Origin of the sequence: Sphingobium naphthae (genome assembly GCF_043589935.1) — a bacterium.
GTDB lineage: Bacteria > Pseudomonadota > Alphaproteobacteria > Sphingomonadales > Sphingomonadaceae > Sphingobium > Sphingobium naphthae_A.
On sequence record NZ_CP171454.1, the window covers coordinates 825,932 to 849,035 of the forward strand.

Below are 23,104 nucleotides of genomic sequence, written 5' to 3' on the forward strand. Positions count from 1 at the left end.
CATCATCGAACAAGGAGACGGATGATGGCGCAGGACATACTCTATTTCGAGGATCTGCAGGTCGGCGACAGCTTCGCCTTCGGACCGCTCACCGTCACGCGCGACGAAGTGATCGCTTTCGCATCGGAATTCGACGCCCAGCCCTTTCATCTTTCGGACGAAGCGGCGGCGCAGACACATTTCGGCACCATTTCGGCAAGCGGCTGGCACACGACCGCGCTGTTCATGAAGATGTTCGTCGCCGAAATGCAGAAGAACCCCGCGCGTCAGGCCGCGAGCCTGGGCGCGATGGGCGTCGACGAACTGCGCTGGCTCCGCCCCGTTCGCCCCGGCGACACGCTGCGCGGCACCAATGAAGTGATCGACACCAAAATCTCGAAGAGTCGGCCGGAGATGGGCATCGTCCGCAACAAGGTCACCATCTTCAACCAGCATGACGAACCGGTGATGACGATGATCCCCATCGCCATGTGGCGCACGCGGCCAGTCTAGGCTTGCTCTGCTCCACTTCGTGCCCTCGCACGGCTCTACCTCATGCGGTCAGCGCCTCCACCAGCGCCCTGACCTTCTTCTGCCGCCATTGCGGCAGTGGCGCGATCAGCCAATAGGCCAGAAGGGTCGGCGTCGTGTCGCCCACCTGCCGCACGCGGCCTGCGGCGATGTCGGCCTGCGCCAGCAGCTGCGGCACGCGCGCGCGACCAAAGCCGTTCGCCGCTGCCTCGATGGCCAGGCCGCCATCGGCGACGCGGATCGCCGCGGGCCGATCGCCGGCGGGGCAGCCCGGCCAGTCGATCCGCAGATCGGGACCGCCTGCGGCGGCCTCCACCGTCACATAAGCGGATTCGCCGATCTTGACGCCTTCATGTTCGCCCGGTCCGTCGGCCAGCCGCAGCGCGATGTCCAGATTGGCCTCGGTGAAATCGAGCGCTTCGTCCGCCGCGACCAGCTGGAACGTCAGGTCGCGCTGGCTCGCCGCATAAGCGGCGAGCCGCGGCTGCAGCCATTTGGCGGTGATGTCGCGCGCCGCGGCGATGGTGAGCGCGCTGCTCGACTGCCCCGCCTGCATCGCCCGCACCGCTTCCTCGAACTGCAGGAAGCCCGCGCGCAGCGCCTCCAGCCCTGCTTCCGTTTCCGGGGTCAGCTCCAGCCCTTTGGGCGTACGTCGAAACAGCACCACGCCGAGCATGTCCTCCAGCGCGCGGATCTGCTGGCCGACCGCCGCCGGCGTCACCGCCAGTTCGTCCGCCGCGCGCGTGAAGGACAGGTGCCGCGCCGCCGCATCCAGCACGCGCAGCCCGTTGAGCGGCAAATGCGTCCGCTTCATTCGGCCACCGCCGGCGCGATCAGGGCGAAATGCGGGATCTTCACGTCGAACGTCTCGCCATCCAGGCCGATCATGCGATAAGTGCCCTTCATCGAACCCGTCGGCGTGCCCAGCGGGCAGCCGGAGACGTAGTCGTAGCTTCTGCCTGGCTGCACCACCGGCTGTTCCCCCACCACGCCGTCGCCATCGACGCTATGCTGGTTGCCGCGCCCGTCGGTGATGATCCAGTGCCGCGTCAGCAGCTGCACCGGATGGTCGCCCATATTTTCGATGCGGATATGATAGGCCCAGAACCAGCGGCCACGGTCGGGTTCCGACTGTTCGGGCAGGTAGGTGACCGCCACGTGCACGCCGATGTCGCGCGTCGTCGCATGAAATGGGAAGAGCGCGAAGCTGGTCATCATGGGTGACAGATGCGCCCTGCACCTGGCAAGGTCAACGGCCTATCGCGCGCAGCGCCTGGTCGAAATCCGCAATGACATCATCGGGATCCTCCAGGCCGACGTTCAGCCGCAGCATGTCCTCTGTGATGCCCACTTCCAGCCGCGCTTCCTCCGCCATGCCATAATGGGTGGTGGAAGCCGGATGCGTCATCAACGACCGGGAGTCGCCGATATTGTTGCTGATATCAACCAGTTGCAGCGCGTTCAGCAGCCCATGCGCCTCGGCGCGGCCACCGCCGACATAGAGGGAGAAGATCGGCCCCGCCGCTTCCATCTGCTGCATGGCCAGGCCATGCTGCGGATGGCTTTCAAGGCCGGGATACAATACCTTGGGCAGGCGCGTTTCCAGAAAGCGCGCGACCTTGAGCGCATTGTCGCTCTGCCGCCGGATGCGCAGGTCCAGCGTCTCCAGCCCCTTGAGCACCACCCAGGCGTTGAAGGCGCTCAGCGTCGGGCCGGTATTGCGGTGGAAGGGCAGCAGCACCCCGTCGATCCATTCGCGTGTGCCGCAAATGGCGCCGGCAAGCACGCGGCCCTGCCCGTCCATCATCTTGGTCGCGCTATAGGCGACGACATCGGCGCCGAACGCCATCGGCCGCTGCAGCGCGGGCGAAGCGAAGGCATTGTCGACGACGGTGGTGACGCCATGCGCCCTGGCGATGGCGCAGACGGCGGCGATGTCCACCACGTCCATGGTGGGGTTGGCCGGCGTCTCAAAGAAAAACACCTTTGTGTTGGGCCGCAGCGCGGCTTCCCAGGCGGCGTTGTCCCGGCCGTCGATCGTGGTCGTCTCAATGCCGAACTTGGGCAGCAGCGTATCGACCAGCCAGCGGCAGGAGCCGAACGCCGCCTTGGCCGCGACGACATGATCGCCCGCGGACAGCTGGCACAGCAGCGCCGCCGTCATCGCCGCCATGCCGGTGGCGGTCGCGCGGCAGGCCTCGGCCCCTTCCAGCAGGGCGATGCGCTGCTCCAGCATTTCGACCGTGGGGTTCTGCAGGCGGCTGTAGGTCATGCCGACCTGTTCGCCGGCAAAACGCGCAGCGGCGTCCTCGGCCCGGTCATAGCAATAGCCGCTCGTCAGGAAGAGCGCTTCGGACGTCTCGCCATATTCGCTGCGGACGGTGCCGCCGCGCACGGCCAGCGTTGCCGGCTTCCAACTCTTCGTGATTTCCGGATCCTGCCCGCTTTTCCGCTTCATATCGCCCTTCGCATATCCTGCTGAACGCGCGGCGTCGCGCCGCTCAATATCTCGGCCATCTGGCTCCTGTCGCCATTACCGCCCGACAGGATTACCGCAACCGTCTTGCCGCGCATTCGGTCCTTTTCTTGGATCAGCGCCGCCAGCGCCACCGCGCCCGCGCCTTCGGCCAGATTGTGCGTATCCTCCCAATATATGCGCACCGCCTGCGCCACTTCATCATCGGTCACCGCCACGAACCGGTCGGCGCGCGGCCCGAAATAGTCGAGCGCCGCCTGCACCGGGGTGCAGACCGCCACGCCATCGGCAAATGTGTGGGCGGTGGGGCTGGCCAGCAGCTTGCCTGCCTCGAACGAGCGTTTAGCGGCGTCGACATGCGCGGACACGACGCCGACGACGCGTGTGCGAAGGCCCAGCGCGTCGCGCGCCGCGATCGTCCCGCACAGGCCCGATCCGCAGCCGACCGGCACATAGACGGTGTCGAGGTCCGGCACCGCCTCGAACAGTTCCAGTCCATAGCTCGCAACGCCCCGCACCAGTTCGCCATGATAGGCGGGCACCATGTAGAGCCCCTGTTCATCCGCCAGGCGCAGCGCCTCCGCCTTTGCGCTGTCGAAGTCATGGCCATGCTCGATCAACGTCGCGCCAAAGGCGCGCATCGCCGCATTTTTCTCCAGCGCATTGCCATGCGGCACGACGATGGTGACGGACAGGCCCGCCGCGCGCGCGGCGCGCGCCTGCGCCTGGCCATGGTTGCCGCGCGTCGCCGTGATGATGCCGATCACGTCCGGATGGGTGCGCCGCAGCCAGTCGATATAGGGAATGGCGCCGCGCGCCTTGAACGCGCCCGTCGGCGTGTGGTTTTCATGCTTCACCCAGACCGTGCAGCCGGTGCGCGCCGCCAGCAGGGGCCAGGCATATTGCGGCGTCGGCGGCATCTGCGCATGGACCATGGCCGCGGCCGAACGGAGCGAGGGAAGCGAGAGATCGGTCATCCAGCGCGCTTATGGGGTCGGCGCGGGATAGGACAGAACCGATGGGCAGAGAATGGCCCTGTCAGGCCGCCTTGCGCACGTCGCCGGCCAGCAGCGGGTGCAGATGCTTTTCCTCCCACGCCATGCGTTCGCGCAAACCGTCCTGCAAGGCCAACACGGCGGTCCGGTAGCCGGGCCAGTCCGCATCGATCTGCGCCGGGGTCCATTGCTTGATATGGTCGCTGTAGCGCAGGAACAGCGCGACGATCGCGCGGCCATGCTCGCGCAGCGCCTGGTTCGCCTCAGGCGTGAGCGGACGGCGGCGCAGTTGCTGCACCGCCTCGTCCTCGCGGCCCATATGTTCGCGAAACGCCTGGGCGAAGGCGATCCGCCGGCGCGCGAGGTCGGGCATGTCCTTTGGCCCTGCGCCCGCCATCAGCTGGGCGAATTCCTGCATCTGTCGGCGCAGACCATCATGGTCGTGCCGTAAATCCATCATCATGTTCAGCGACCCCATTTTATCCTTAAATCGGCATGGGGCCGCCAAACTTAAGCCAATGGGCTGCTTTTGCGACGAAAGGAGGGTTAACGCAGCGCCGCCAGCACCGCGTAGCCCATTTCCACCGTGGTCATCGCGCCGCCCAGATCCGCCGAGCGCGCGCCGTCGCGCAGAGCCTGCGCCACCGCCGCCTCGATGCGGTCCGCCTGCTCTGGCAGGGCAAGTGAATAGCGCAGCATCATCGCCGCCGACAGGATCGTCGCCAGCGGGTTGGCCCTGCCCTCCCCGGCGATGTCGGGCGCCGAACCATGGATCGGCTCGTACAGGCCCTGGCCGCTGCCATTGAGCGTCGCGGACGCCAGCATGCCGATCGATCCCACGCACATGCTGGCCTGGTCCGACAGGATGTCGCCGAACAGGTTGCCGGTCACGATGACGTCGAACTGGCCCGGATTGCGCACCAGCTGCATCGCGGCATTGTCGACATACATGTGGCTGAGCGCGACGTCGGGATAGTCGGCCGACACCGCGATCACCACGTCGCGCCACAGCTGGCTGGTTTCCAGCACATTGGCCTTGTCCACCGAACAAAGCTTGCCCCGCCGCGCGCGTGCGGCCTGGAAACCGGCATGGGCGATGCGCCGCACCTCGGCTTCGTTATAGGACATGATGTCATAGCCTTCGCGATAGCCCTCGGCCGTGGTGCGAAAGCCCTTCTCGCCAAAATAGACGTCGCCATTGGTTTCGCGCACGATCAACAGGTCGATCGCCCCGGCCACTTCGGGCTTGAGCGCGCTTTCATGCGCCAGCTCGGGAAAGACCCTGGCCGGGCGCAGGTTGGAAAAGAGGCCCAGTTCCTTGCGCAGCCCCAGGATCGCCTGTTCGGGCCGCAGGTGCCGCTCCAGCGCGTCGCAATCCGGGTCGCCCACCGCGCCGAACAGGATCGCGTCGGCGCGCCGGGCGATGTCGAGCGTTTCGGGCGGCAGCGGATGCCCCACCGCCTTGTAGGCCGCGCCGCCCACCAGCCCGTCCTCATAGGTGAGGTCCTCGATCGCCAGCGCGTCGAGCACGCGCTTCGCCTCGGCCACGATCTCGGGTCCGATGCCGTCTCCGGGGAACAGGGCGATCAACATGGCTACACTCCTTATCTTGCGTGGCAGCGCCTTATGGAGACAGGAGGTTTCACGCAACCGCCCTTTTGAGCCGCTCCACCAGTCGTTCGCGCGCCGCCAGCACGTCGGCGCGGCGATCGGTCAGCACCGACCGCTCCAGGAAGAAGCCGGTCAGGCGCAGCCCGTCGAGTATCTGGCCCCAGTCCCCCATGCCGCCTTCGATCAGGAAGGGCGGCAGCGGCAGCAGGCGCTGCTCATATCCGAGCGCGCCCGCGCGGCTGACCGCCGCCGCGCTGCGCGGGCTGACATAGGCCAGGTCCTCGGCATCGCCCAGCGCGACGCAGCGGCCAAGATCAAGGCCGAAGCCCAGTTCCGCGAGCAGCAGCAGCTCATAGCGCACCAGCGCCACCGCCCAGCCGCGCGCCGCCGGGGCCGCCTCCACCGCGTCGAGCAGCCCAGCCAGCGCCTGGTGCAGCGCCGGATAGGGCGTGGCCTCCGGCAGCGACGCGGCGGTGAGCGCGCAGCTCCAGTCGATCGCCGCTGCGGGCAGCGGCTCGCCATGCAATGGCGCGCGGCTGTGGGCGAGTTCGACCGTCAGCCCGGCCAGCTGCTCCTCGGTGCGGGCGCGAAACTCAGCCTTCACGACATTGCCGGGCAGCAGCACCGGCCGCATCGCCCGCGACCGCCCGCCGCGCACATAGCCCGGCGTCAACCCATGGTCGGGCGTCAGCAGCCGGGCGATCGCCCCATGTTCGCCATGCGCGCGCACGGCGCAGACAATGGCGAGGGTGGAGAGATGAGGCATGGGTCCTGTCTCTAGTCCGTGACGCCCCGCCTCTCAACCGTTCGGCCCCGAGCCTGTCGACGCCCATCCCGAGCGACGGCTGCAATCCGCCAGTCGCACGGCGCGCCACTTTGCCTCCAAGGCAGTAGAGCGCTTCGGCAGGCTCACACCCACCGGCCGTGAAGGTGAGATTATGTCCGATAGACGCTCTTCAAGTTCATGAATTCATGCAGCCCGAACGGCCCCAGTTCGCGGCCATGGCCGGAGCGCTTCACGCCGCCGAACGGGGCTTCGGGCGCAGAGGCGAGCATCTGGTTCACCGCGGTCATGCCGGCCTGCACGTCGCGCACGAAGCGCGCTTCCTCGGCCGCGTCCTCGGTCCAGACCGACGAACCAAGGCCGAAGGGTATGGCGTTGGCGATGGCGATGGCGTCGTCGATGTCGGCCGCCTTGAACAGCATCGCGATCGGCCCGAAGATTTCCTCGCCCATCAGCGCCGGATCGACGGGAACTTCGGTCAGGATACCGGCCCGCATATAGGCGCCCGGCCCCGGCATGATCTCGCCGCCGATCAGCGTCGCGCCGGCCGCCTTCATCGTCTCGATCTGGTCCTGCACGGTCTGCCGTTGCTCCGCGCTGGAGAGCGGCCCCATGTCGCTCTCCGCATCGAACGGATCGCCTGCCTTCACCGCCGCCATCGCGGCGGCATAGCGCTCCAGGAAGGCGTCATAAATGTCGGCATGGACGATCATTCGCTTGCCGCAGATGCAGGACTGGCCGCTATTCTGCACCCGCGCCGTCACTGCCTGCTTCACCGCCGCGTCCAGATCGGCCGAGGGCATGACGATGAAGGGGTCGGAGCCGCCCAGTTCCAGCACCACCTTCTTGAGCGCCCGGCCCGCCTGCTCGGCCACCGCGCGGCCTGCGCCCTCGCTGCCGGTCAGGGTTACGGCGGCGACCCGGTCGTCGGCGATGATGCCCGCCACGGCGTCGGACCGGATCGGCAGATTCTGGAACAGCCCCTCCGGCGCGCCGGCCACGCCCATCATCTCCTGCATCAGCGCGGCGACGCCCTGCACGTTGCTGGCATGTTTGAGCAGCCCGACATTGCCCGCGAGGATGCAGGGCGCGAGGAAGCGGACCACCTGCCAATAGGGGAAATTCCACGGCATCACCGCCAGCACCGGCCCGATCGGCAGCCAGACCAGGTCGGCCTTGCCGCCCGACGACAAGGCGATGCTGCCGCCCTCCAGCATGGCCGGGCCTTCCTTGGCATAATGACGGAAGGCGGCGACGCATTTGTCGACCTCCGCCAGCGCGGATTTGAGCGTCTTGCCCATTTCCAGCGTCGCCATGCGCGCCAGCCGGTCGCGATGGCCGTGATAGGCGTCGGCGAGCGCGGACAGCAAGGCGGTGCGCTCCTCCATCGCGGAATTCCGCCAGGTCGCGAAGGTCGCCGTCGCCCGATCGAGCGCGGCATCGATCTGCGCCTGGGTCAGCTCCTCATGCGTGGCGATCTCTTCTCCGGTGGCGGGGTTGATGCTCTTCATGCTTGGCTCCGGATGAGATGATTCGGGGATGATGTGGGCATGGCCATGCCCATCGCAAGGTCACAACGAAGTCACAGCGGCGAAGTTCACACCGTCGTTGAACCGCAAAATCCCCGGAATCGCGGGCGGACGCGCCACCGAAGCGACAAGGACGCGCCTGGGACGCGACAGCGAAGCGCCTGCGACGCATCGCCGAGGGCACGGAGACGCGCCGGTCGCGCGACCGTGACGGGACGCAGGATCGAGGGGGCGGCAAACCGGCATGAAAGGGCAAAGCAGTCATACCACCGGATAGATCAGAGATTCTCCTACATTTATAGAGGGATGAGCTGCGTAGCGGCAGAGGCAGGATGGAAGGCGCCCGGATAGTGTGCAAGTCGAGGGTGGGCGATGAATTCGTCGTCCGTCTCCAGCCGAGGCGCACGCGATCCGGCACCTAGGAACATAGCGGCGATGCCGAACTCGCGCTCGACAGGGCGTAGCAGATTTGGGCGCAGGCGTGGCACCGCTGTCGGCGATGCGCGGCCCTTATCGTCCTCCCCTGGCAGGAGAGGTGTCGCGCGCGGAGCGCGGGATGGAGGGGTGTCACCCTCACGATGGCGGGACACCCCTCCGTCAGCACTTCGTGCTGCCACCTCCCCTGCTAGGGGAGGATGGCTGACTACGTCCATTTGGAGACGCTAATTCTGGAAGTTCCCGAATACCGAAGCGATTGCTGAAGGCTTTCGCCTGTTCTCCGTGATCCGACCGAAGAATGCTTAATCTTTGATACGATGGTAGATGATCGGTAGCGCCTCGTCAGGACGATTGTCCGCCGTAGTGTTCGTCCAGATCATTGGAAACGCACCTAAGCGCAACTCATCACCATCCATCCAAGCAGAATCGAAAAGAACGGTGCCCGTCACAGGGAAAGAAAAAGGATTGCAACGCCTCCCTGCGACTGATTTCGGTACGTCGATTTGCCATCCGTCCAAGCCGCAGCCATGGTCATCACCGAGATTATATTGAGCGACAACGTCCGACGCTTGGGGGGTCAAATCAATCTGACGGAGGATATGGTCGATGGAAAATGAGCCGGAGTCTGTATGTTGGATCATGGCAGTGCCGTGATATTTCACCTTTAACACAGGCGTCTCGCACTTGCTCGTCGCGAACATCCGAGTTTCGGCGTCTATTTGGCCGTCAGCGAGATTTATGTGAGTGATGATGCCGTGCCTCCCGTCTTTCCCGATTGGCTGGCATTTGGAAATCCAATGTCCCATCAAACTGTTAGGCGGGTGCTGGGAGGGAGTTGCCGCAGTGCCAATGGCAAACGCATAACCTGCTAATGCGAACGCCATCATCTGATGATCCTCCACCAACAATGCACCGATGCTAAATTATCACATAGTTTCTCTTGAGGTCTGTCAACATAAAGACATAGCTTCTTCCAGTCTTAGGCTCTTGGCGCCGCCAGTCCGCAATCCACCCTTTCAGCTCTTAAAGCCTGCCTTCAACCCGTGCGCCTCCCCCTCACGCCGCCTCGGGCAAGCGGCAGCTCTGCGCTGCGGCGTCGCGCAATATGCCGGCGAGCAGGCGGAATTCCTTTTCGCGCGGGCTGTTGCGGCGCCAGACCAGCGCGATATCGCGCGATGAGCGTTCGGATTCCAGCGGCCGCGCGGTGATGCGGGTATGGTCCAATATGCCGCCGGCGATCGCCATTTCCGGGATCATGGTGACGCCCAGCCCATTGTCGACCATCTGGATGAGCGTGTGCAGCGACGTGCCCATCATCGTCGCGCTGGCGCGCAGGTCGGGGCGATTGCACGCAGCCAGCGCATGATCCTTCAGGCAATGGCCGTCCTCCAGCAGCAGCAGCTTGCTTTCGTCGATCATGCCCGGCTTGATCCATTCGGGCGGGTTGGTGGGCTCGTCCTGCGGGAAGGCGACATAGAGGCGGTCGGCGAACAGGATTTCGCTGTCCAGCTCGCCCATCGGGAAAGGCAGGGCCAGCAGTACGCAATCCACATTGCCATGGCGCAGCGATTCGATCGCCGCCTGCGTCGTCTCCTCGCGCAGATAGAGTTTGAGTTCGGGCCGGTCGGCACGCAGGCGCGGCAGCAGGCGCGGCAGCAGGAAGGGGGCGATCGTCGGGATGACGCTCATCCGCAGCTCGCCCGTCAGCGGCTTGCCCGACGCTTCGGCGATCGCCGCCAGTTCCTCCGCCTCGCGCAGCACGCGATGCGCCTTTTCCACGATCCGGTCGCCCAGCGCGGTGAAGCGCACCACGCGCCGGGTCCGCTCCACCAGGGTCACGCCGATCAGAGACTCCAGCTCGCGGATGCCGGCGGACAGGGTCGACTGGGTCACGAAACAGGCATCGGCGGCCTTGCCGAAATGCCCCTGCTCCTTGAGCGCGACCAGATATTGCAACTGTTTGAGCGTAGGCAGGTAACTGGACATTTATCGGCTTCCTCGATCAGAAAGCAGAATATAAGCGGTTCAGCCGATAAATCCAAGCCATTTGGCGATGCCGAACGCCGAAGTGATCGTCAGGATGATGCCCACGGCGGTGAACAGGAATCGCGGGGCGATCCGCCGCGCCAGCATCGCGCCGAAGGGTGCGGCCACGACGCCGCCGATCAGCAGCCCGATCGTGTAGGTGGTGAAGGTTTCCCAGCCGAGATGGATGAGGAAGGTGAGGCTGATCGACAGGGTCAGCGCGAATTCGACGCTGTTGACCGTGCCGATGGTGTGGCGCGGGCTGGCCCCCTGCAGCAGCAGGTTGGACGTGACGATCGGCCCCCAGCCGCCGCCGCCGCTCGCATCCATGAAGCCGCCGACCAGGCCCAGCGGCGTCACCCATTTGGGATCGCGCGGCTTGGGCGGCAGGTGGAAGCCGCGCCAGATGAGATACAGGCCGATCGCCGCCAGATAGGCCTGAACGAACGGCTTGATGACCGCGCCGTCGATGTTGGACAGCAGATAGGCCCCGGTCACGCCCCCGATCACGCCCGGCACAATCAGCCGGGCGAAAAGCCGCCAGTCGACATTCCGGTGCAGGATATGACTGATCGCGGAAACGCCGGTGGTGAAGGTTTCGGCGGCATGGACGCTGGCCGAGGCGCGGCTGGGCGGCACCCCCATCGCCAGCAGCAGCGTGCTGGAAATGACGCCATAGGCCATGCCCAGCGCGCCATCGATCATCTGCGCGCCGAATCCGATGAGGATGAAAGGCAGAATATCGCTGAAATTGGCCATCAGAGCGTCAATCATCCATTGTCCTGAGGTTTGATTGTCTACTTTATTGATAGTCATAGCTCGCGGTGCAAAGCAAGTTTCCCTTTATAGCGCGAAAGCGGGAACTGGCGCTGCACTGGAAAAATGGCCGCCAGACGCTTATGTAGACGCGAACAGGGTTCAGGATTTCAGGGACGCGGCATGCTGCGCAATCTTATCGGCTATCTCGATTCGGTGAAAGCGCGGGACCCCGCGCCCCGGTCTCGCGCCGAAATCCTGCTCTATCCGGGCGTCTGGGCTCTGGCTTTCCACCGTATCGCTCATCGGCTGTATCGCGCGCGGCTGTTCTTCCTGGCGCGAGCGGTCAATCATCTGGCCCGCTTCCTGACCGGCAACGACATTCACCCCGGCGCGCGGATCGGCCGGCGCTTTTTCATCGACCATGGCTTCACAGTGATCGGCGAGACGGCGGAAATCGGCGACGACGTCACCCTCTACCAGAATGTCACGCTGGGCGGCACCGATCCCGCCAACGGCATCGCGGGCAAGCGCCACCCGACGCTGCATGACGGCGTGATCGTCGGGTCGGGCGCGCAGGTTCTGGGGCCGGTGCAGGTCGGCGCGCGCGCCCGCGTCGGCGCCAATGCGGTGGTGACTAAGAACGTGCCCGAAGGCGCGACCATGGTCGGCATCCCCGCGCGCCAGATGCTGGTCGACGTCACCGCCTATCAGCGCGAGTTCGTGCCCTATGGCACCCCCTGTTCCGACTGTTTCGACCCGGAAAAGCAGAAGCTGGAAATGCTCCAGTGCGAAGTGGAGCAGCTGCAGAAGCGGCTCGCCGAGCTGATGGTCGAGCGCCAGACGCCGCGCCTGCCGGACGCTGACGCGCTGTTCAAGGATCGCGACCGCGCCTGATGACCAATGTGACGCCGTTTCCCGCCGCCGCCGCCGGCCAGGTGGGCTTCGACCGACAGGAATTGCAGCGCATCATGGACCTCTATGGCCGGATGGTCGCCGCCGGCCATTGGCGCGACTATGCCATGGACATGGGCCGCGACGCCGCGATCTTCAGCGCGTTTCGCCGCTCGGCCGAACGCCCGGAATATCGCATCGAAAAGCGCCCGGGGCTGCGCCATCGCCAGGGCATGTGGGCGCTCGTGGGCGAAGGCGGCCATATCCTGAAGCGCGGATCGGACCTGCACAATGTGCTGGCCCCGGTGGAGCGCAAATTGCTGCGGATCGTCGAGGACTGATCAGCAGACTGGCCGGGCGACGGCTAACGCCGCCCGGCCCTGTCGTCACGCCGCCAGACTGGCGTTGTCGATCACGAAGCGATATTTGACGTCGCTTTTCTGCATGCGGGCGTAAGCGGTTTCGATGTCGCGCGCGGCGATCATCTCGATTTCGGCCGTGATGCCCTTTTCAGCGCAGAAATCCAGCATCTCCTGCGTTTCTGCGATGCCGCCGATCAGCGAGCCGGCAATCGAGCGGCGCTGGAAGATCAGCGCCCCGACATTGGGCGACGGGTGCGGATGTTCAGGCACGCCGACCAGCGTCATCGTCCCGTCGCGCTTCAGCAACATGGTATACGCATCCAGGTCATGGCTGGCCGCGACCGTATTCAGGATGAAGTCGAAGCTGCCGGCATGGGCCGCCATCTCGTCCGCGTTGCGGGACACGACGACTTCATCCGCGCCAAGGTCCAGCGCATCCTGCCGCTTCGGTTCCGAGGTGGTGAAGGCGACGACATGCGCACCCAGCGCATGGGCAAGCTTCACGCCCATATGGCCAAGGCCACCAATGCCGACGATGCCGACCTTCTTGCCCGGCCCGACATTCCAGTGGCGCAGCGGCGACCAGGTGGTGATGCCGGCGCAGAGCAGTGGCGCGACGGCGGCCAGCTGTTCGGGCGCGTGGCTGATCTTGAGGACGAAATCATCCTTCACAACGATGCTTTGCGAATAGCCGCCCAGCGTATGGCCCGGTGCGTCGGCCGTGGACCCGTTATAGGTGCCGACAAACCCCTTTTCGCAATATTGCTCCAACCCCTCGTCGCACGAAGCGCAGCCCTGGCAGCTGTCGACCATGCAGCCGACGCCGACCGTGTCGCCGACCTTCACTTTGGTCACGTCGTCCCCGACGGCGGTCACATGGCCCACGATCTCATGACCCGGCACGCAGGGATACAGCGTGCCATCCCATTCGGACCGGACCTGATGCAGATCCGAATGGCACACGCCGCAATAGGCGATCGCGATTTCGACATCCCGCGCGCCAACGGCGCGACGTTCGATGTCCATGGGTTCCAGCGGCTTGTCGGCGGCGTAGGCGCCATAGGCTTTAACGCTCATGGAATGGTCTCTTTCGATGCAATGGGGTCGCCGCGGGGGCGACGGAAATGCGGGAGATGCCGCGCACTGCGCAGCGTCGCAGAGATAGGCCGCAAGCGGCCCGGATCAAGCCTGCCATTGCGAAACAGGACGGGAACGCTATCTCTGCCCCCATGTCCGGCCCCCAATCCCCCGACCGTTTCCATGAAGACAAGGCGACCTACACCGTCACCGGCAGCCAGCCGGACATCGACGCCGGCGTGGAAGCGATCCGCACGACGCTCAAGACGCTGCCGATCCGGCCCGGCGTCTATCGCATGCACGACGCGCGCGGCGATGTGCTCTATGTCGGCAAGGCGCGCGCGCTCAAGAACCGGGTCGCCAACTATACGCAGGTCGATCGCCTGCCCAAGCGGCTGCAGCGCATGGTCGCCCAGACCCGCAGCATGACCATCGTCACCACCAACAGCGAAGCCGAGGCGCTGTTGCTGGAGGCGCAGCTGATCAAGCGCTACCGCCCGCCCTACAATGTCCTGCTCCGCGACGACAAAAGCTTTCCCTTCATCCTGCTGCGCGAGGATCATGCCTTTCCGCGCGTGCAAAAGCATCGCGGCGCGCGCAAATATCAGGGGCGCTATTATGGCCCCTTCGCCAGCGCCGGATCGGTGACGCGGACGATCAACGCGCTGCAGAAGCTGTTCCTGCTGCGGTCCTGCACCGACAGTTTCTTCGCCAATCGCTCACGCCCCTGCCTGCTCTACCAGATCAAGCGTTGCTCGGCGCCCTGCGTCGACCGGATCGACCAGGCGGGCTATGCCGAACTGGTCCGCGACGCGCAGGATTTCCTGGGCGGCAAGTCCACCGCCGTGCAGAAGAAGCTGGGCGCGGCGATGCAGGCCGCGTCCGACGCGATGGATTTCGAGCAGGCCGCGATGATCCGCGACCGGCTGAAGGCGCTGACGTTCATCCAGGGCAGCCAGGCGATCAATGCCGAAGGGCTGGGCGACGCCGATATCTTCGCGCTGGCGGAAGAAGGCGGCGCGATGTGCATCCAGGCCTTCTTCATCCGCGGCGGGCAGAATTGGGGGCATCGCAGCTTCTTCCCCGTCCACACCGCCGACGTCGCGACGGAGGAGGTGCTGGAAAGCTTCATGGCGCAATTCTACGAGGAAGTGCCGCCGCCCAGGCTCATCCTCACCGATCGCGAACCGGCGGAATGCGCGCTGATGGCGCAGGCGCTGGCCGAACGGGTCGGCGCCAAGGTGCGGATCGAAGTGCCCCAGCGCGGCGATCGCGTCCGCCTGATCCGCCAGGCGCAGCGCAATGCGGTGGAGGCGCTCGACCGGCGGCTGGCGGAAACCACCAGCCAGGCGAAGATATTGGACGAGATGGTCGACGCCTTCGGGCTGGACGGCGTGCCGGACCGCATCGAAATCTACGACAACAGCCATATCCAGGGCGCGCACGCGCTGGGCGCGATGGTGGTGGCGGGGCCGGAGGGCTTCCGCAAGAACGCATATCGCAAGTTCAACATGAAGAACCCGGAGATCAGCAACGACGATTTCGCGATGATGCGCGAAATGTTCGAGCGCCGCTTCGCCAGATTGGTAGCGGATGGGGCCGCGCGCGAGGACCCGGATCGCGACAGCGGCGAATGGCCCGACCTGGTCCTGATCGACGGCGGCAAGGGCCAGCTATCGGCCGCACGCGGCATATTGGAGGATCTGGGGATCGAGGATGTCTGCATGATCGGCGTCGCCAAGGGGCCGCATCATGGCCGCGAGGGGCGCGAAGTCTTCCACCTGATGGACGGCCGCGAAATCACCTTTCCGCTCAACCATCCGGTGCTTTTCTACCTGCAGCGCCTGCGCGACGAAGCCCACCGCTTCGCCATCGGCGCCCACCGCGCCAAGCGAAGCAAGGCGATCACGGTCAGTTCGCTGGACGAGGTCCCCGGCATCGGCCCCGCGCGCAAGAAGGCCCTGCTGATGCACTTCGGCACCGCCCGCGCCGTCCGCGACGCCGCCCTGGAAGATCTGGCCAAGGCGCCCGGCGTATCCAAGGCCGTGGCGCAGCAGGTCTATGACTATTTCCACGGGTGACGCGTGAGGCGCGCGCATAGGGGCAGGGTAAATGGCGGCAGGCAATGGGGAAGATGGGTGGAAACAAGACATTCTATATCCCTCTCCCTTGAGGGTCGCCAGAGTGGCGCGCCTCTGGCCGAGGCTGCGCAGACTTGGCGGTCTGCTCCCTAATCTTAGCTGGGTGATGGGGCGGCAACCTTGCAGGGATAGGCCGGTATCGCGCCAATCCCTCATCCAACTGCGCCTAGCCGCTACGCGGCAAGGCTTCGTATCCTTCTCCCTCAAGGGAGAAGGAATGTCCTACCTGGTCGACATCCGACGCTTAAAAAGTCTGGCGCCGGACTGCTGGAGAGTTGGATTCCCGCCTTCCCGGGAATGACGAGAGGGGTGGTTTTCAACAATCCTCCCCTGGCAGGGGAGGTGTCGCGCGCGAAGCGCGGGACGGAGGGGTGTCACCCTCACGATGGAGGGACACGCCTCGGTCTGGCCTTCGGCCAGCCACCTCCCCTGCCAGGGGAGAATTGGGTGCATCAAGGCCGGTCGGCACAATCCAGCCGTCAGCCGCCCCAGCCTTTGGCCTTCGCCTCGTCTTCCGCGCGCGCTTCGACCCATCGGGTAGTGCGGTCTTCGAAATGCTCCTTCTTCCAGAAGGGGGCATGCGATTTCAGCCAGTCGATCAGGAAGGCGCAGCTTTCCAGCGCGGCCGTGCGGTGGCGCGATGCGGTGCCGACGAAGACGATGCGCGCGCCCGGTTCCAGCCGGCCATGGCGGTGGATGACGCTGACGCCCAGCAGCGGCCAGCGCGCCATGGCATCGTCGACGATCCGCGCCACCTGCGCCTGCGTCATCGCCGGATATTGCTCCAGTTCCAGCGCGACCAGCCCATCGCCGCCGCGCACCACCCCAGTGAAGCTGGCGACACCGCCGCCGCCCAGCGCCTCAAGCGCGGCCAGTTCGCCCGCGACGTCGAAATCCTGCGCCTGGACCGCTATCCGCTTCATCCGCCCGTCACCGGCGGGAAAAGCGCTATCTCGCGCGCCTCGCCGATCGGCGTGTCGAGCGGCGCGAACCGCTGGTCGATCGCGGCGCGCAGCCGGGCGGGATCGCCCAGCGCCTGCGCATAGCCGCCGCCCCGCGCCGCCAACATCTCCACCAGATCGACGATGCGCGCGCCGGGCGCCGGGCGATCGACCTGCTCCTCGTCCCGGCCGATCGCTTCGCGCACCCAGGCGAAATAGAGGATGGTGAGCGCCGCCATCCGCTCAGTCCATATGGCTGATGCCGACGCGCAGATAGTCCCAGCCAGTGACCAGCGTCAGGATCGCCGCCGCCCACAGGGTGATGATCCCCACCATCTGCACGAACGGGAATTGCGGCACCGCGCCGGCCAGGATCAGCGCGCCGAGCGCGATCAGCTGAAAGGTCGTCTTCCACTTAGCAAGGCGGGAGACCGGCACCGACACCTGCAGCCCGGCGAGAAATTCGCGCAGGCCCGACACCGCGATCTCGCGCAGCAGGATGATCATCGCGGCGACAATGTGCAGCCCGGATATGTCGCGCGTCGCCGCCAGCATCAGGATGACGGCGCCGACCATGATCTTGTCGGCGATCGGGTCCAGGAACACGCCCAGTTTCGACACCGTGCCCTGGGCGCGGGCGAGATAGCCGTCGAAATAATCGGTGATGCCCATCAGGCAATAGAGAGCGAAAGCCAACGCGTAGCCGGTTGTCCAGCGCGCGCCGAGCTCCGCCGGCCAGAGCAGCGCGACGAGCAGGGGGACGGTCAGGATGCGCGAAAGCGTCAGCAGGTTGGGCAGCGTCAGCATGGGGGCGGACTGCCACAGTCCGGCGTCGCGCACAAGCGCGTGCGGCCTTGTCCCCCTGCAACAGGCCGGCGGCGCCGGCCGCCGGGCGCAACCGCTGGACTCAAGCGTTGGACATGGACGCCGCCAGCGGCTAGACCGCGCCCCGGTCGCTAACGGGAAAGAAGACCCCCTATTCCATGCAAGCCTCGCTCAGGCTCCTGAACAAGCGTCGTTTTCTGCCGCTGTTCATCACCCAGCTGCTGGGCGCGTTCAACGACAATCTGTTCAAGAACGCGATGGTGCTGTTCGTCGTCTACCAGGTGTATAACGACGAAAGGTCGGAAACCTGGTTCAGCGCGCTGGCGACCGGCCTCTTCATCCTGCCCTTCTTCCTGCTGTCCGCCTTGTCGGGCCAGCTGGCGGACCAGCGCGACAAGGCGATGATCATCCGCTGGGTCAAGGCGGCGGAGATCGCGATCATGGCGGTGGGCGCGGCGGGGCTGGCGCTGATCTGGAGCGGCATCGCGGTCCATACGCTGGCGATTCCCCTGCTGCTCGCCGCCCTGTTCGCCATGGGCATCCATTCGACCTTCTTCGGCCCGATCAAATATGCGATCCTGCCCCAGCATCTGCATGACGAGGAAGTGCTGGGCGGCACCGGACTGGTCGAGGCGGGCACCTATATCGCCATCCTGGCCGGCACCATCCTGGCCGGCATCATCCCGGTCGAGGTGGCCGCCGTGGGCATCATCATCACCGCGCTGATCGGCTATGTCGCGGGGCGCAAGGTGCCCCCTGCCCCGTCGCTGCTGTCGGCCCAACCGATTGATTTCCACATCATCCGATCGTCCATTGCGCTGGTGCGCGGCACCATGCATATCCGCCGGCTGTTCCTGGCGATCATGGCGATCAGCCTGTTCTGGGCGGTGGGCTCCATCCTCTTCATCCAGTTCCCGCCGCTGGTGAAGAACGTGCTGACCGCCGACAAGCCGGTCGCCAGCCTGTTCCTCGCCATCTTCTCGATCGGCATCGCCATCGGATCGGTGGCGATCAACCGGCTGTTGCAGGGGCATGTGTCGGCCCGATATGCGCCCGCGTCGGTCATCGGCATGGGGCTGTGCATCGTCGCTTTCCATGTGGTGTGCGACCTGTGGACGCCGGCACCGGCGGGTCAGATGCTGTCGCTGACGGAGTTTCTGGCCCATCCGCTCGCCATACCGCTTTCGCTCTGCCTGCTGGGCGTGGCGACCTTCGGCGGCATGTTCGTGGTGCCGCTCTACGCCTTCCTCACCACCACGGTCGAGAAATGCGAGGCGGCGCGCACGGTGGCCGCCAACAATATCGTCAACAGCGGCGCGATGGTGGTGGGATCGCTCTGCGCCATCGGCCTCAGCGTCGCGGGCGTGTCGGTGGTGATGCAGCTGCTGCTGGTCGCCATCCTGTCGCTGCCCTGCGCGGCGATGGCGTGGAAGCTGCACAAGGCGTGCGACGGCCCGCTTTGCCACTGACGCCCCCGGCCCCTCCGCAGCCGTGGGCCGCCGCGGGCATGACGTCAGAAGATGAAGCTGTAGAAAGCCGTGAAGAAGGCGCAGAAGCTGAGCGCGAACAATTTCCAGTCCTTGTCGTCGTCGACCGGTTTCCGGCCGCGCGCACCCTTGTCGTCGCTGACGCGCAGCACATGGGCGGGCAGGCGCTGCCGGAAGGGGTGGCGGGCCGATTCGGTCGTGAGGACAAGAGGACGGGTTCGCATGGCATGTCGTTAACGAATAATTTACCATTTTGGCCATGGCTTGCGATCGGCAATCTTCCGCTGTCCCGGCGCGGGACAGGCTTGACTGTATGATGTGAACAATACAGCATGAACGAACCCATGAACGACTCTCGCCCCGTCGATCCGTCCGCGCTGCCGCCGCGCGAATTTGGCGCGGGTCCGCCCAGCGCCTTTGCGCCGCCGACTCCATGGCGGCGGCGATGGCAGATCGTCGGCTGGGTGCTGGCGGCCCTGCTCGCGCTGCTGATGATCCTGGTCGCCTGGCTGGCGGTGACCGCGCCCCTGTCCCGATCGCTGCGGCCGATCGTCCCGCCCAGCATCAGCCTGATATCGGCGGACGGGCATCTGATCGCGCGGCGCGGCGCGGTGATCGACAAGCCGGTGACGATGGCCGAACTGCCGCCCCATGTGCCCCAGGCCTTCATGGCGATCGAGGATCGGCGCTTCCCCACCCATTGGGGCGTCGACCCGCGCGGTATTGCCCGGGCGATGTGGCATAATCTCTGGTCCGACGGCGCGTCGCAGGGCGGCAGCACCATCACCCAGCAATTGGCGAAGGGCGTGTTCCTCTCCAGCGACCGGACGCTGGGCCGCAAGGCGCGCGAGGCGCTGATCGCGATCTGGCTGGAGGTCTGGCTGACCAAGGACCAGATCATGGAGCGCTATCTTTCCAACGTCTATTTCGGCGACAATGTCTATGGCCTGCGCGCGGCGGCGCGGCATTATTTCAACCGCGTGCCCGCGCGGCTGACCGTGCCGCAGGCGGCGATGCTGGCCGGGCTGCTCAAGGCCCCGTCCCGCCTTGCCCCCACCGCCAACCTGCCCGGCGCCCGCGCGCGCGCCGCGCTGGTGACGCAGGCGATGGTCGATGCGGGCTATCTGACCCAGGCGGAGCGCAACCGGCTGCCCCCTGCCCGGCTGGACGTGCATGATGATCCCGACACGACCAGCGGCACCTATTTCGCCGACTGGGTGCTGCCAATCGCGCGCGATCGCGCCGGCGCGGTCTATGGCGAACAGAGGATCGAAACCACGCTCGACTGGCGCATCCAGCGCCTGGCCGAAGCGGCGGTGCGCCGCGCGCCGCTGGGCGGGGCGCAGGCGGCGCTGGTCGCGATGAAGCCGGACGGCAGCGTCGTCGCCATGGTCGGCGGCAAAAATTACGGCAAGAGCAGCTTCAACCGCGCCGTGCAGGCGAAGCGCCAGCCGGGGTCCACCTTCAAGCTGTTCGTCTATCTCGCCGCCTTCCGCGCCGGCATGACGCCCGACGACAGGGTCGACGATACGCCCTTCACCACCGGCAGCTATCGCCCGTCCAATCATGGCGGCAAATATCGCGGCCGCATCACCCTGCGCCAGGCCTTCGCCGCGTCCAGCAACGTCGCGGCGGTGCGGTTGACGCAGCAGGTCGGCGTCGATGCTGTGATCAAGGTGGCGCGCGACCTGGGCGTCACAGCGCCGCTGACCGAGGATCTCAGCCTGGCGCTGGGCACGTCGGAAATTCCGCTGATTGAACTGGCCGAAGCCTATGCGGCGGTCGCGGCGGGCGCCTATCCAGTGGTCGCCCATGGCCTGCCGCCCGAGGATCAGGGCTGGTTCGAGCGGCTGATGCAGCGCCAGCGCCGCTTCAGCGAAAGCCAGCTGGAGATGATCCGCGACCTCCTATCCTCCGCCGCCAATCGCGGCACGGGCAGCGCGGCGGCGCTGCGCACCCGCACCTTCGGCAAGACCGGCACCACGCAGGACAGCCGCGACGCGATCTTCGTGGGCTATGCCGGCGGCCTGGTGACGGCGGTGTGGATCGGCAATGATGACAATGCGCCGCTGCCCGGCGGCGCAGCCGGCGGCGGCGTGCCGGCGCGCATCTGGCGCAATTTCATGAGCGGCGCGATCAACGAGCCGGTCGAGGACGCGCCCGAGGAAACGCAGGACGCGGACCTGGTCAACGCGATCGCCAACATCACGATCGAAACCGGGATTGGCAATGTCGGCCTGGGCGTGGATGGCGACGGCATGACGGTGAATCTCGGGCCGAATCAGCTGCGCATCCCGTCCGACGAGCCGCAACCGCTGCCGCAGCCCGATCGGGCGCCGCCGCCGGTCACGCGCACGCAGCCCGAAGGGGAGGATGGCGGCCCCTGACGGGCCGCATCGTGGCGACTTGCATGGTTAAGCGCCGCTTCACGTCCCGCCGGTGGATGCAATGCGCCGACGGCATTTCACGTCCAAGTCTTTTCAATGATATAAGGCTTGCCGACTCTGACGTTGAGGGCCGCCGATGACCAGGGAACTCATGAGCGAGCGCAGTTCGGAACAGAAGGCGCTGGCCGCGCGATGGACGATCGCGGCCGAAGCGATGGAGGCGCTCGCCGGCGCGCGATCGATCGACGCCATCGTCAATGTGCTGCGCGCCTTCGCGCGCCGCGCCGTTGGGGCTGACGGCATTGCGGTCATCCTGCGCGAAGGCGATCTGTGCCACTATATCGTCGAGGATTCGATGGCGCCGCTCTGGGCCGGGCAGCGTTTCCCGGCCGGCAACTGCGTGTCCGGCTGGGCCATGCGCCACGGCCAGACCGTCGTCATTCCTGACATCTTCAACGATGCCCGCGTGCCCGTCGACGCCTATGAACGCACCTTCGTGCGCAGCATGGTGATGGTCCCGATCGGCCGGATGGAGGCGACGGCGGCGGTCGGCGCCTACTGGTCCGAAGAGGGCGAGCCCAGCGACAATGAAGTGGCTCTGCTGGAGGCGCTGGCCCGGGCGGCGTCGACTGCGCTGGAAAATGGCCGACTCTTCGCCGCGCTCGAATCGCTGAACGACCAGCTGGACGAGCGGGTGCGCGAACGCACGCAGGAACTGGAACAGGCGCAGGACATGGTCCGCCAGTTCCAGAAGATGGAGGCGATGGGCCAGCTGACCGGCCATGTCGCGCATGATTTCAACAATCTGCTGACCCCGATCATTGCCGGGCTGGACCTGATCCTGACGCCCAAGCGCACGCCCGAATCGATCGACCGCCACGCGGGCATGGCGCTGCAGGCGGCCGAGGCGGCGCAGATATTGGTGCAGCGGCTGCTGACCTTCGCGCGGCGTCAGCCGCTCTCGCCCACGGCGGTGGACCTGCCCGACCTGGTCGCCGGCATGCAGGCGCTGCTGGCCAGCACCATGGGTCCGTGCGTCGCCCTGTCGGTCGACCTGCCCGCCGATCTGCCCGCCGTTCGCGCCGACGCCAACCAGCTGGAGCTTGCGATCCTCAACATCGCGATCAACAGCCGCGACGCCATGCCCGATGGCGGCACGCTGGGCATCAGCGCCGACCGCCGGCCCGCGCCCCCCGGCCTGGCGACGGGCGACTATGTCCGCATCGCCATCCGCGACACCGGGTTCGGCATGACGCCCGAAGTGCGCAAGTCGGCGATGGAGCCCTTTTTCACCACCAAGCCGTCCGGCCACGGGTTGGGCCTGTCCATGGCGCATGGTCTGACCGGACAGCTGGGCGGCACGATCGAGATCGACAGCAAGGTCGGCGGCGGCACCACGGTCATGCTCTGGCTGCCGGTCGCGCAAGACCCGGCGCGTGCCGGCAGTCCGGACGAACAGGACGCGCCCGAACGGCGGCAGAGCGGCAAGCTGCTGCTGGTCGACGACAATGCGCTGGTCCGCGCCAGCACCCGCGACATGCTGGCCGACATGGGCTATGAGGTCGTCGATGTCGATCATGCCGAACTGGCGCTCGGCATGATCGAGGCGGGCTATCGTCCCGACATCGTCGTCACCGACCATGTGATGCCCGGCATGACGGGCGCGGAACTGGCGATCCGGCTGCGCTGCGACCATCCCGGCATCGCCCTGCTGATCATATCGGGCTATCAGGGCGTGGACCTGATCGCGCCCGACATCGTGCGCCTGTCAAAGCCGTTCCGCCCGTCGCATCTACAGGCCAGCATCGCCGCCGCGCGCGCGCAACGGGCCTGATGCAGGGCACCTGATCCAGGACGCTGCCGTCA

At 66.2% G+C, this 23,104-nt stretch carries 23 protein-coding genes; 7 read left to right on the plus strand and 16 right to left on the minus strand.

The features are described 5' to 3' along the window. The first annotated feature begins 24 nt into the window (after positions 1-24). Positions 25-492, plus strand: a complete 468-nt coding sequence (locus ACGGKE_RS04105) for a MaoC family dehydratase (RefSeq protein ID WP_394441719.1) — start codon at positions 25-27, stop codon at positions 490-492. 40 nt (positions 493-532) lie between these two features. On the opposite strand, the gene ACGGKE_RS04110 is transcribed toward ACGGKE_RS04105, so the two are convergent. The 11 genes from ACGGKE_RS04110 to ACGGKE_RS04160 all read right to left on the minus strand — a co-directional run bounded on the left by ACGGKE_RS04110 (position 533) and on the right by ACGGKE_RS04160 (position 11,142). Beyond that, on the minus strand, positions 533-1,324 hold the full coding sequence (locus tag ACGGKE_RS04110) for a LysR family transcriptional regulator (RefSeq protein WP_394440267.1): 792 nt from the start codon (positions 1,322-1,324) through the stop codon (positions 533-535). Further along, the gene (gene apaG, locus ACGGKE_RS04115; RefSeq protein WP_394440269.1) at positions 1,321-1,728 is read right to left on the minus strand and encodes a Co2+/Mg2+ efflux protein ApaG; all 408 of its coding nucleotides are present in this window, start codon (positions 1,726-1,728) and stop codon (positions 1,321-1,323) included. Before apaG ends, ACGGKE_RS04110 begins: the two co-directional genes overlap by 4 nt. A 31-nt stretch (positions 1,729-1,759) precedes the next feature. Further along, complete coding sequence (locus tag ACGGKE_RS04120; protein WP_394440271.1) at positions 1,760-2,968, minus strand: trans-sulfuration enzyme family protein; 1,209 nt, start codon at positions 2,966-2,968, stop codon at positions 1,760-1,762. Then, complete coding sequence (locus ACGGKE_RS04125) at positions 2,965-3,963, minus strand: threonine dehydratase (protein ID WP_394440273.1); 999 nt, start codon at positions 3,961-3,963, stop codon at positions 2,965-2,967. The genes ACGGKE_RS04120 and ACGGKE_RS04125 overlap by 4 nt, the downstream gene beginning before the upstream one ends. Before the next feature lie 61 nt (positions 3,964-4,024). Continuing rightward, positions 4,025-4,459: a hemerythrin domain-containing protein gene (locus ACGGKE_RS04130; RefSeq protein WP_394440275.1), complete on the minus strand. Its 435-nt coding sequence runs from the start codon at positions 4,457-4,459 to the stop codon at positions 4,025-4,027. Positions 4,460-4,527: 68 nt separating this feature from the next. Further along, the gene (leuB, locus tag ACGGKE_RS04135) at positions 4,528-5,574 is read right to left on the minus strand and encodes a 3-isopropylmalate dehydrogenase (RefSeq protein WP_394440277.1); all 1,047 of its coding nucleotides are present in this window, start codon (positions 5,572-5,574) and stop codon (positions 4,528-4,530) included. Between the two features lie 49 nt (positions 5,575-5,623). Next, positions 5,624-6,358 carry a DNA repair protein RecO gene (recO, locus tag ACGGKE_RS04140; RefSeq protein ID WP_394440279.1) on the minus strand — a complete coding sequence of 245 codons (735 nt, stop codon included), beginning with the start codon at positions 6,356-6,358 and terminating at the stop codon, positions 5,624-5,626. 170 nt (positions 6,359-6,528) lie between these two features. After that, the gene (locus ACGGKE_RS04145; RefSeq protein ID WP_394440281.1) at positions 6,529-7,887 is read right to left on the minus strand and encodes an NAD-dependent succinate-semialdehyde dehydrogenase; all 1,359 of its coding nucleotides are present in this window, start codon (positions 7,885-7,887) and stop codon (positions 6,529-6,531) included. A gap of 758 nt (positions 7,888-8,645) precedes the next feature. After that, positions 8,646-9,230 carry a hypothetical protein gene (locus ACGGKE_RS04150; protein WP_394440283.1) on the minus strand — a complete coding sequence of 195 codons (585 nt, stop codon included), beginning with the start codon at positions 9,228-9,230 and terminating at the stop codon, positions 8,646-8,648. A 169-nt stretch (positions 9,231-9,399) separates the two neighbouring features. Continuing rightward, on the minus strand, positions 9,400-10,329 hold the full coding sequence (locus ACGGKE_RS04155) for a hydrogen peroxide-inducible genes activator (RefSeq protein WP_394440285.1): 930 nt from the start codon (positions 10,327-10,329) through the stop codon (positions 9,400-9,402). Positions 10,330-10,368: 39 nt separating this feature from the next. Next, positions 10,369-11,142, minus strand: coding sequence for a sulfite exporter TauE/SafE family protein (locus tag ACGGKE_RS04160; RefSeq protein ID WP_394440287.1), 774 nt, complete (start codon positions 11,140-11,142; stop codon positions 10,369-10,371). Between the two features lie 165 nt (positions 11,143-11,307). Here ACGGKE_RS04160 and epsC point away from each other — a divergent pair, with 165 nt between their 5' ends. Next, positions 11,308-12,021, plus strand: coding sequence for a serine O-acetyltransferase EpsC (epsC, locus tag ACGGKE_RS04165; RefSeq protein WP_394440289.1), 714 nt, complete (start codon positions 11,308-11,310; stop codon positions 12,019-12,021). Further along, positions 12,021-12,359, plus strand: coding sequence for a DUF2794 domain-containing protein (locus tag ACGGKE_RS04170; protein WP_394440291.1), 339 nt, complete (start codon positions 12,021-12,023; stop codon positions 12,357-12,359). The genes epsC and ACGGKE_RS04170 overlap by 1 nt, the downstream gene beginning before the upstream one ends. A 45-nt stretch (positions 12,360-12,404) precedes the next feature. On the opposite strand, the gene ACGGKE_RS04175 is transcribed toward ACGGKE_RS04170, so the two are convergent. Then, on the minus strand, positions 12,405-13,457 hold the full coding sequence (locus ACGGKE_RS04175) for an NAD(P)-dependent alcohol dehydrogenase (protein WP_394440293.1): 1,053 nt from the start codon (positions 13,455-13,457) through the stop codon (positions 12,405-12,407). 152 nt (positions 13,458-13,609) lie between these two features. Here ACGGKE_RS04175 and uvrC point away from each other — a divergent pair, with 152 nt between their 5' ends. Next, entirely contained in the window at positions 13,610-15,538 is a 1,929-nt protein-coding gene (gene uvrC, locus ACGGKE_RS04180) for an excinuclease ABC subunit UvrC (protein ID WP_394440295.1), read from the plus strand. Between the two features lie 539 nt (positions 15,539-16,077). Here the strand turns inward: uvrC and ACGGKE_RS04185 are convergent. From ACGGKE_RS04185 to pgsA, 3 genes are read right to left on the minus strand one after another with little or no spacing between them, the layout of a single operon-like run. Then, complete coding sequence (locus ACGGKE_RS04185) at positions 16,078-16,521, minus strand: molybdenum cofactor biosynthesis protein MoaE (RefSeq protein ID WP_394440297.1); 444 nt, start codon at positions 16,519-16,521, stop codon at positions 16,078-16,080. After that, positions 16,518-16,778: a molybdopterin converting factor subunit 1 gene (moaD, locus tag ACGGKE_RS04190; protein WP_394440299.1), complete on the minus strand. Its 261-nt coding sequence runs from the start codon at positions 16,776-16,778 to the stop codon at positions 16,518-16,520. The genes ACGGKE_RS04185 and moaD overlap by 4 nt, the downstream gene beginning before the upstream one ends. Before the next feature lie 4 nt (positions 16,779-16,782). Beyond that, positions 16,783-17,346, minus strand: a complete 564-nt coding sequence (pgsA, locus tag ACGGKE_RS04195; RefSeq protein ID WP_394441722.1) for a CDP-diacylglycerol--glycerol-3-phosphate 3-phosphatidyltransferase — start codon at positions 17,344-17,346, stop codon at positions 16,783-16,785. Positions 17,347-17,522: 176 nt separating this feature from the next. Here pgsA and ACGGKE_RS04200 point away from each other — a divergent pair, with 176 nt between their 5' ends. Further along, the gene (locus ACGGKE_RS04200) at positions 17,523-18,833 is read left to right on the plus strand and encodes an MFS transporter (RefSeq protein ID WP_394440301.1); all 1,311 of its coding nucleotides are present in this window, start codon (positions 17,523-17,525) and stop codon (positions 18,831-18,833) included. Positions 18,834-18,877: 44 nt separating this feature from the next. Here ACGGKE_RS04200 and ACGGKE_RS04205 read toward each other — a convergent pair whose 3' ends face one another. Continuing rightward, entirely contained in the window at positions 18,878-19,075 is a 198-nt protein-coding gene (locus tag ACGGKE_RS04205; protein WP_228166769.1) for a hypothetical protein, read from the minus strand. Between the two features lie 108 nt (positions 19,076-19,183). Here ACGGKE_RS04205 and ACGGKE_RS04210 point away from each other — a divergent pair, with 108 nt between their 5' ends. Both ACGGKE_RS04210 and ACGGKE_RS04215 read left to right on the plus strand, forming a co-directional pair. Next, positions 19,184-21,238 (plus strand): transglycosylase domain-containing protein, encoded by a 2,055-nt coding sequence (locus tag ACGGKE_RS04210; protein ID WP_394440304.1) that lies wholly within the window; start codon positions 19,184-19,186, stop codon positions 21,236-21,238. 136 nt (positions 21,239-21,374) lie between these two features. Beyond that, on the plus strand, positions 21,375-23,072 hold the full coding sequence (locus tag ACGGKE_RS04215; protein ID WP_394440306.1) for an ATP-binding protein: 1,698 nt from the start codon (positions 21,375-21,377) through the stop codon (positions 23,070-23,072). Positions 23,073-23,104 lie beyond the last annotated feature (32 nt).

Excerpts from the sequence above, each read along its gene's own strand:
- recO (WP_394440279.1), bottom strand. The coding sequence starts at position 6,358 with ATGCCTCATCTCTCCACCCTCGCCATTGTCTGCGCCGTGCGCGCGCAT.
- ACGGKE_RS04110 (WP_394440267.1), bottom strand. The coding sequence starts at position 1,324 with ATGAAGCGGACGCATTTGCCGCTCAACGGGCTGCGCGTGCTGGATGCG.
- apaG (WP_394440269.1), bottom strand. The coding sequence starts at position 1,728 with ATGATGACCAGCTTCGCGCTCTTCCCATTTCATGCGACGACGCGCGAC.
- ACGGKE_RS04215 (WP_394440306.1), top strand. The coding sequence starts at position 21,375 with ATGACCAGGGAACTCATGAGCGAGCGCAGTTCGGAACAGAAGGCGCTG.
- pgsA (WP_394441722.1), bottom strand. The coding sequence starts at position 17,346 with ATGCTGACGCTGCCCAACCTGCTGACGCTTTCGCGCATCCTGACCGTC.
- ACGGKE_RS04160 (WP_394440287.1), bottom strand. The coding sequence starts at position 11,142 with ATGATTGACGCTCTGATGGCCAATTTCAGCGATATTCTGCCTTTCATC.
- ACGGKE_RS04150 (WP_394440283.1), bottom strand. The coding sequence starts at position 9,230 with ATGATGGCGTTCGCATTAGCAGGTTATGCGTTTGCCATTGGCACTGCG.
- leuB (WP_394440277.1), bottom strand. The coding sequence starts at position 5,574 with ATGTTGATCGCCCTGTTCCCCGGAGACGGCATCGGACCCGAGATCGTG.
- ACGGKE_RS04185 (WP_394440297.1), bottom strand. The coding sequence starts at position 16,521 with ATGAAGCGGATAGCGGTCCAGGCGCAGGATTTCGACGTCGCGGGCGAA.
- ACGGKE_RS04170 (WP_394440291.1), top strand. The coding sequence starts at position 12,021 with ATGACCAATGTGACGCCGTTTCCCGCCGCCGCCGCCGGCCAGGTGGGC.
- ACGGKE_RS04105 (WP_394441719.1), top strand. The coding sequence starts at position 25 with ATGGCGCAGGACATACTCTATTTCGAGGATCTGCAGGTCGGCGACAGC.
- ACGGKE_RS04145 (WP_394440281.1), bottom strand. The coding sequence starts at position 7,887 with ATGAAGAGCATCAACCCCGCCACCGGAGAAGAGATCGCCACGCATGAG.
- epsC (WP_394440289.1), top strand. The coding sequence starts at position 11,308 with ATGCTGCGCAATCTTATCGGCTATCTCGATTCGGTGAAAGCGCGGGAC.
- ACGGKE_RS04210 (WP_394440304.1), top strand. The coding sequence starts at position 19,184 with ATGAACGAACCCATGAACGACTCTCGCCCCGTCGATCCGTCCGCGCTG.
- moaD (WP_394440299.1), bottom strand. The coding sequence starts at position 16,778 with ATGGCGGCGCTCACCATCCTCTATTTCGCCTGGGTGCGCGAAGCGATC.
- ACGGKE_RS04200 (WP_394440301.1), top strand. The coding sequence starts at position 17,523 with ATGCAAGCCTCGCTCAGGCTCCTGAACAAGCGTCGTTTTCTGCCGCTG.
- ACGGKE_RS04205 (WP_228166769.1), bottom strand. The coding sequence starts at position 19,075 with ATGCGAACCCGTCCTCTTGTCCTCACGACCGAATCGGCCCGCCACCCC.
- uvrC (WP_394440295.1), top strand. The coding sequence starts at position 13,610 with ATGTCCGGCCCCCAATCCCCCGACCGTTTCCATGAAGACAAGGCGACC.
- ACGGKE_RS04120 (WP_394440271.1), bottom strand. The coding sequence starts at position 2,968 with ATGAAGCGGAAAAGCGGGCAGGATCCGGAAATCACGAAGAGTTGGAAG.
- ACGGKE_RS04130 (WP_394440275.1), bottom strand. The coding sequence starts at position 4,459 with ATGGGGTCGCTGAACATGATGATGGATTTACGGCACGACCATGATGGT.
- ACGGKE_RS04175 (WP_394440293.1), bottom strand. The coding sequence starts at position 13,457 with ATGAGCGTTAAAGCCTATGGCGCCTACGCCGCCGACAAGCCGCTGGAA.
- ACGGKE_RS04155 (WP_394440285.1), bottom strand. The coding sequence starts at position 10,329 with ATGTCCAGTTACCTGCCTACGCTCAAACAGTTGCAATATCTGGTCGCG.
- ACGGKE_RS04125 (WP_394440273.1), bottom strand. The coding sequence starts at position 3,963 with ATGACCGATCTCTCGCTTCCCTCGCTCCGTTCGGCCGCGGCCATGGTC.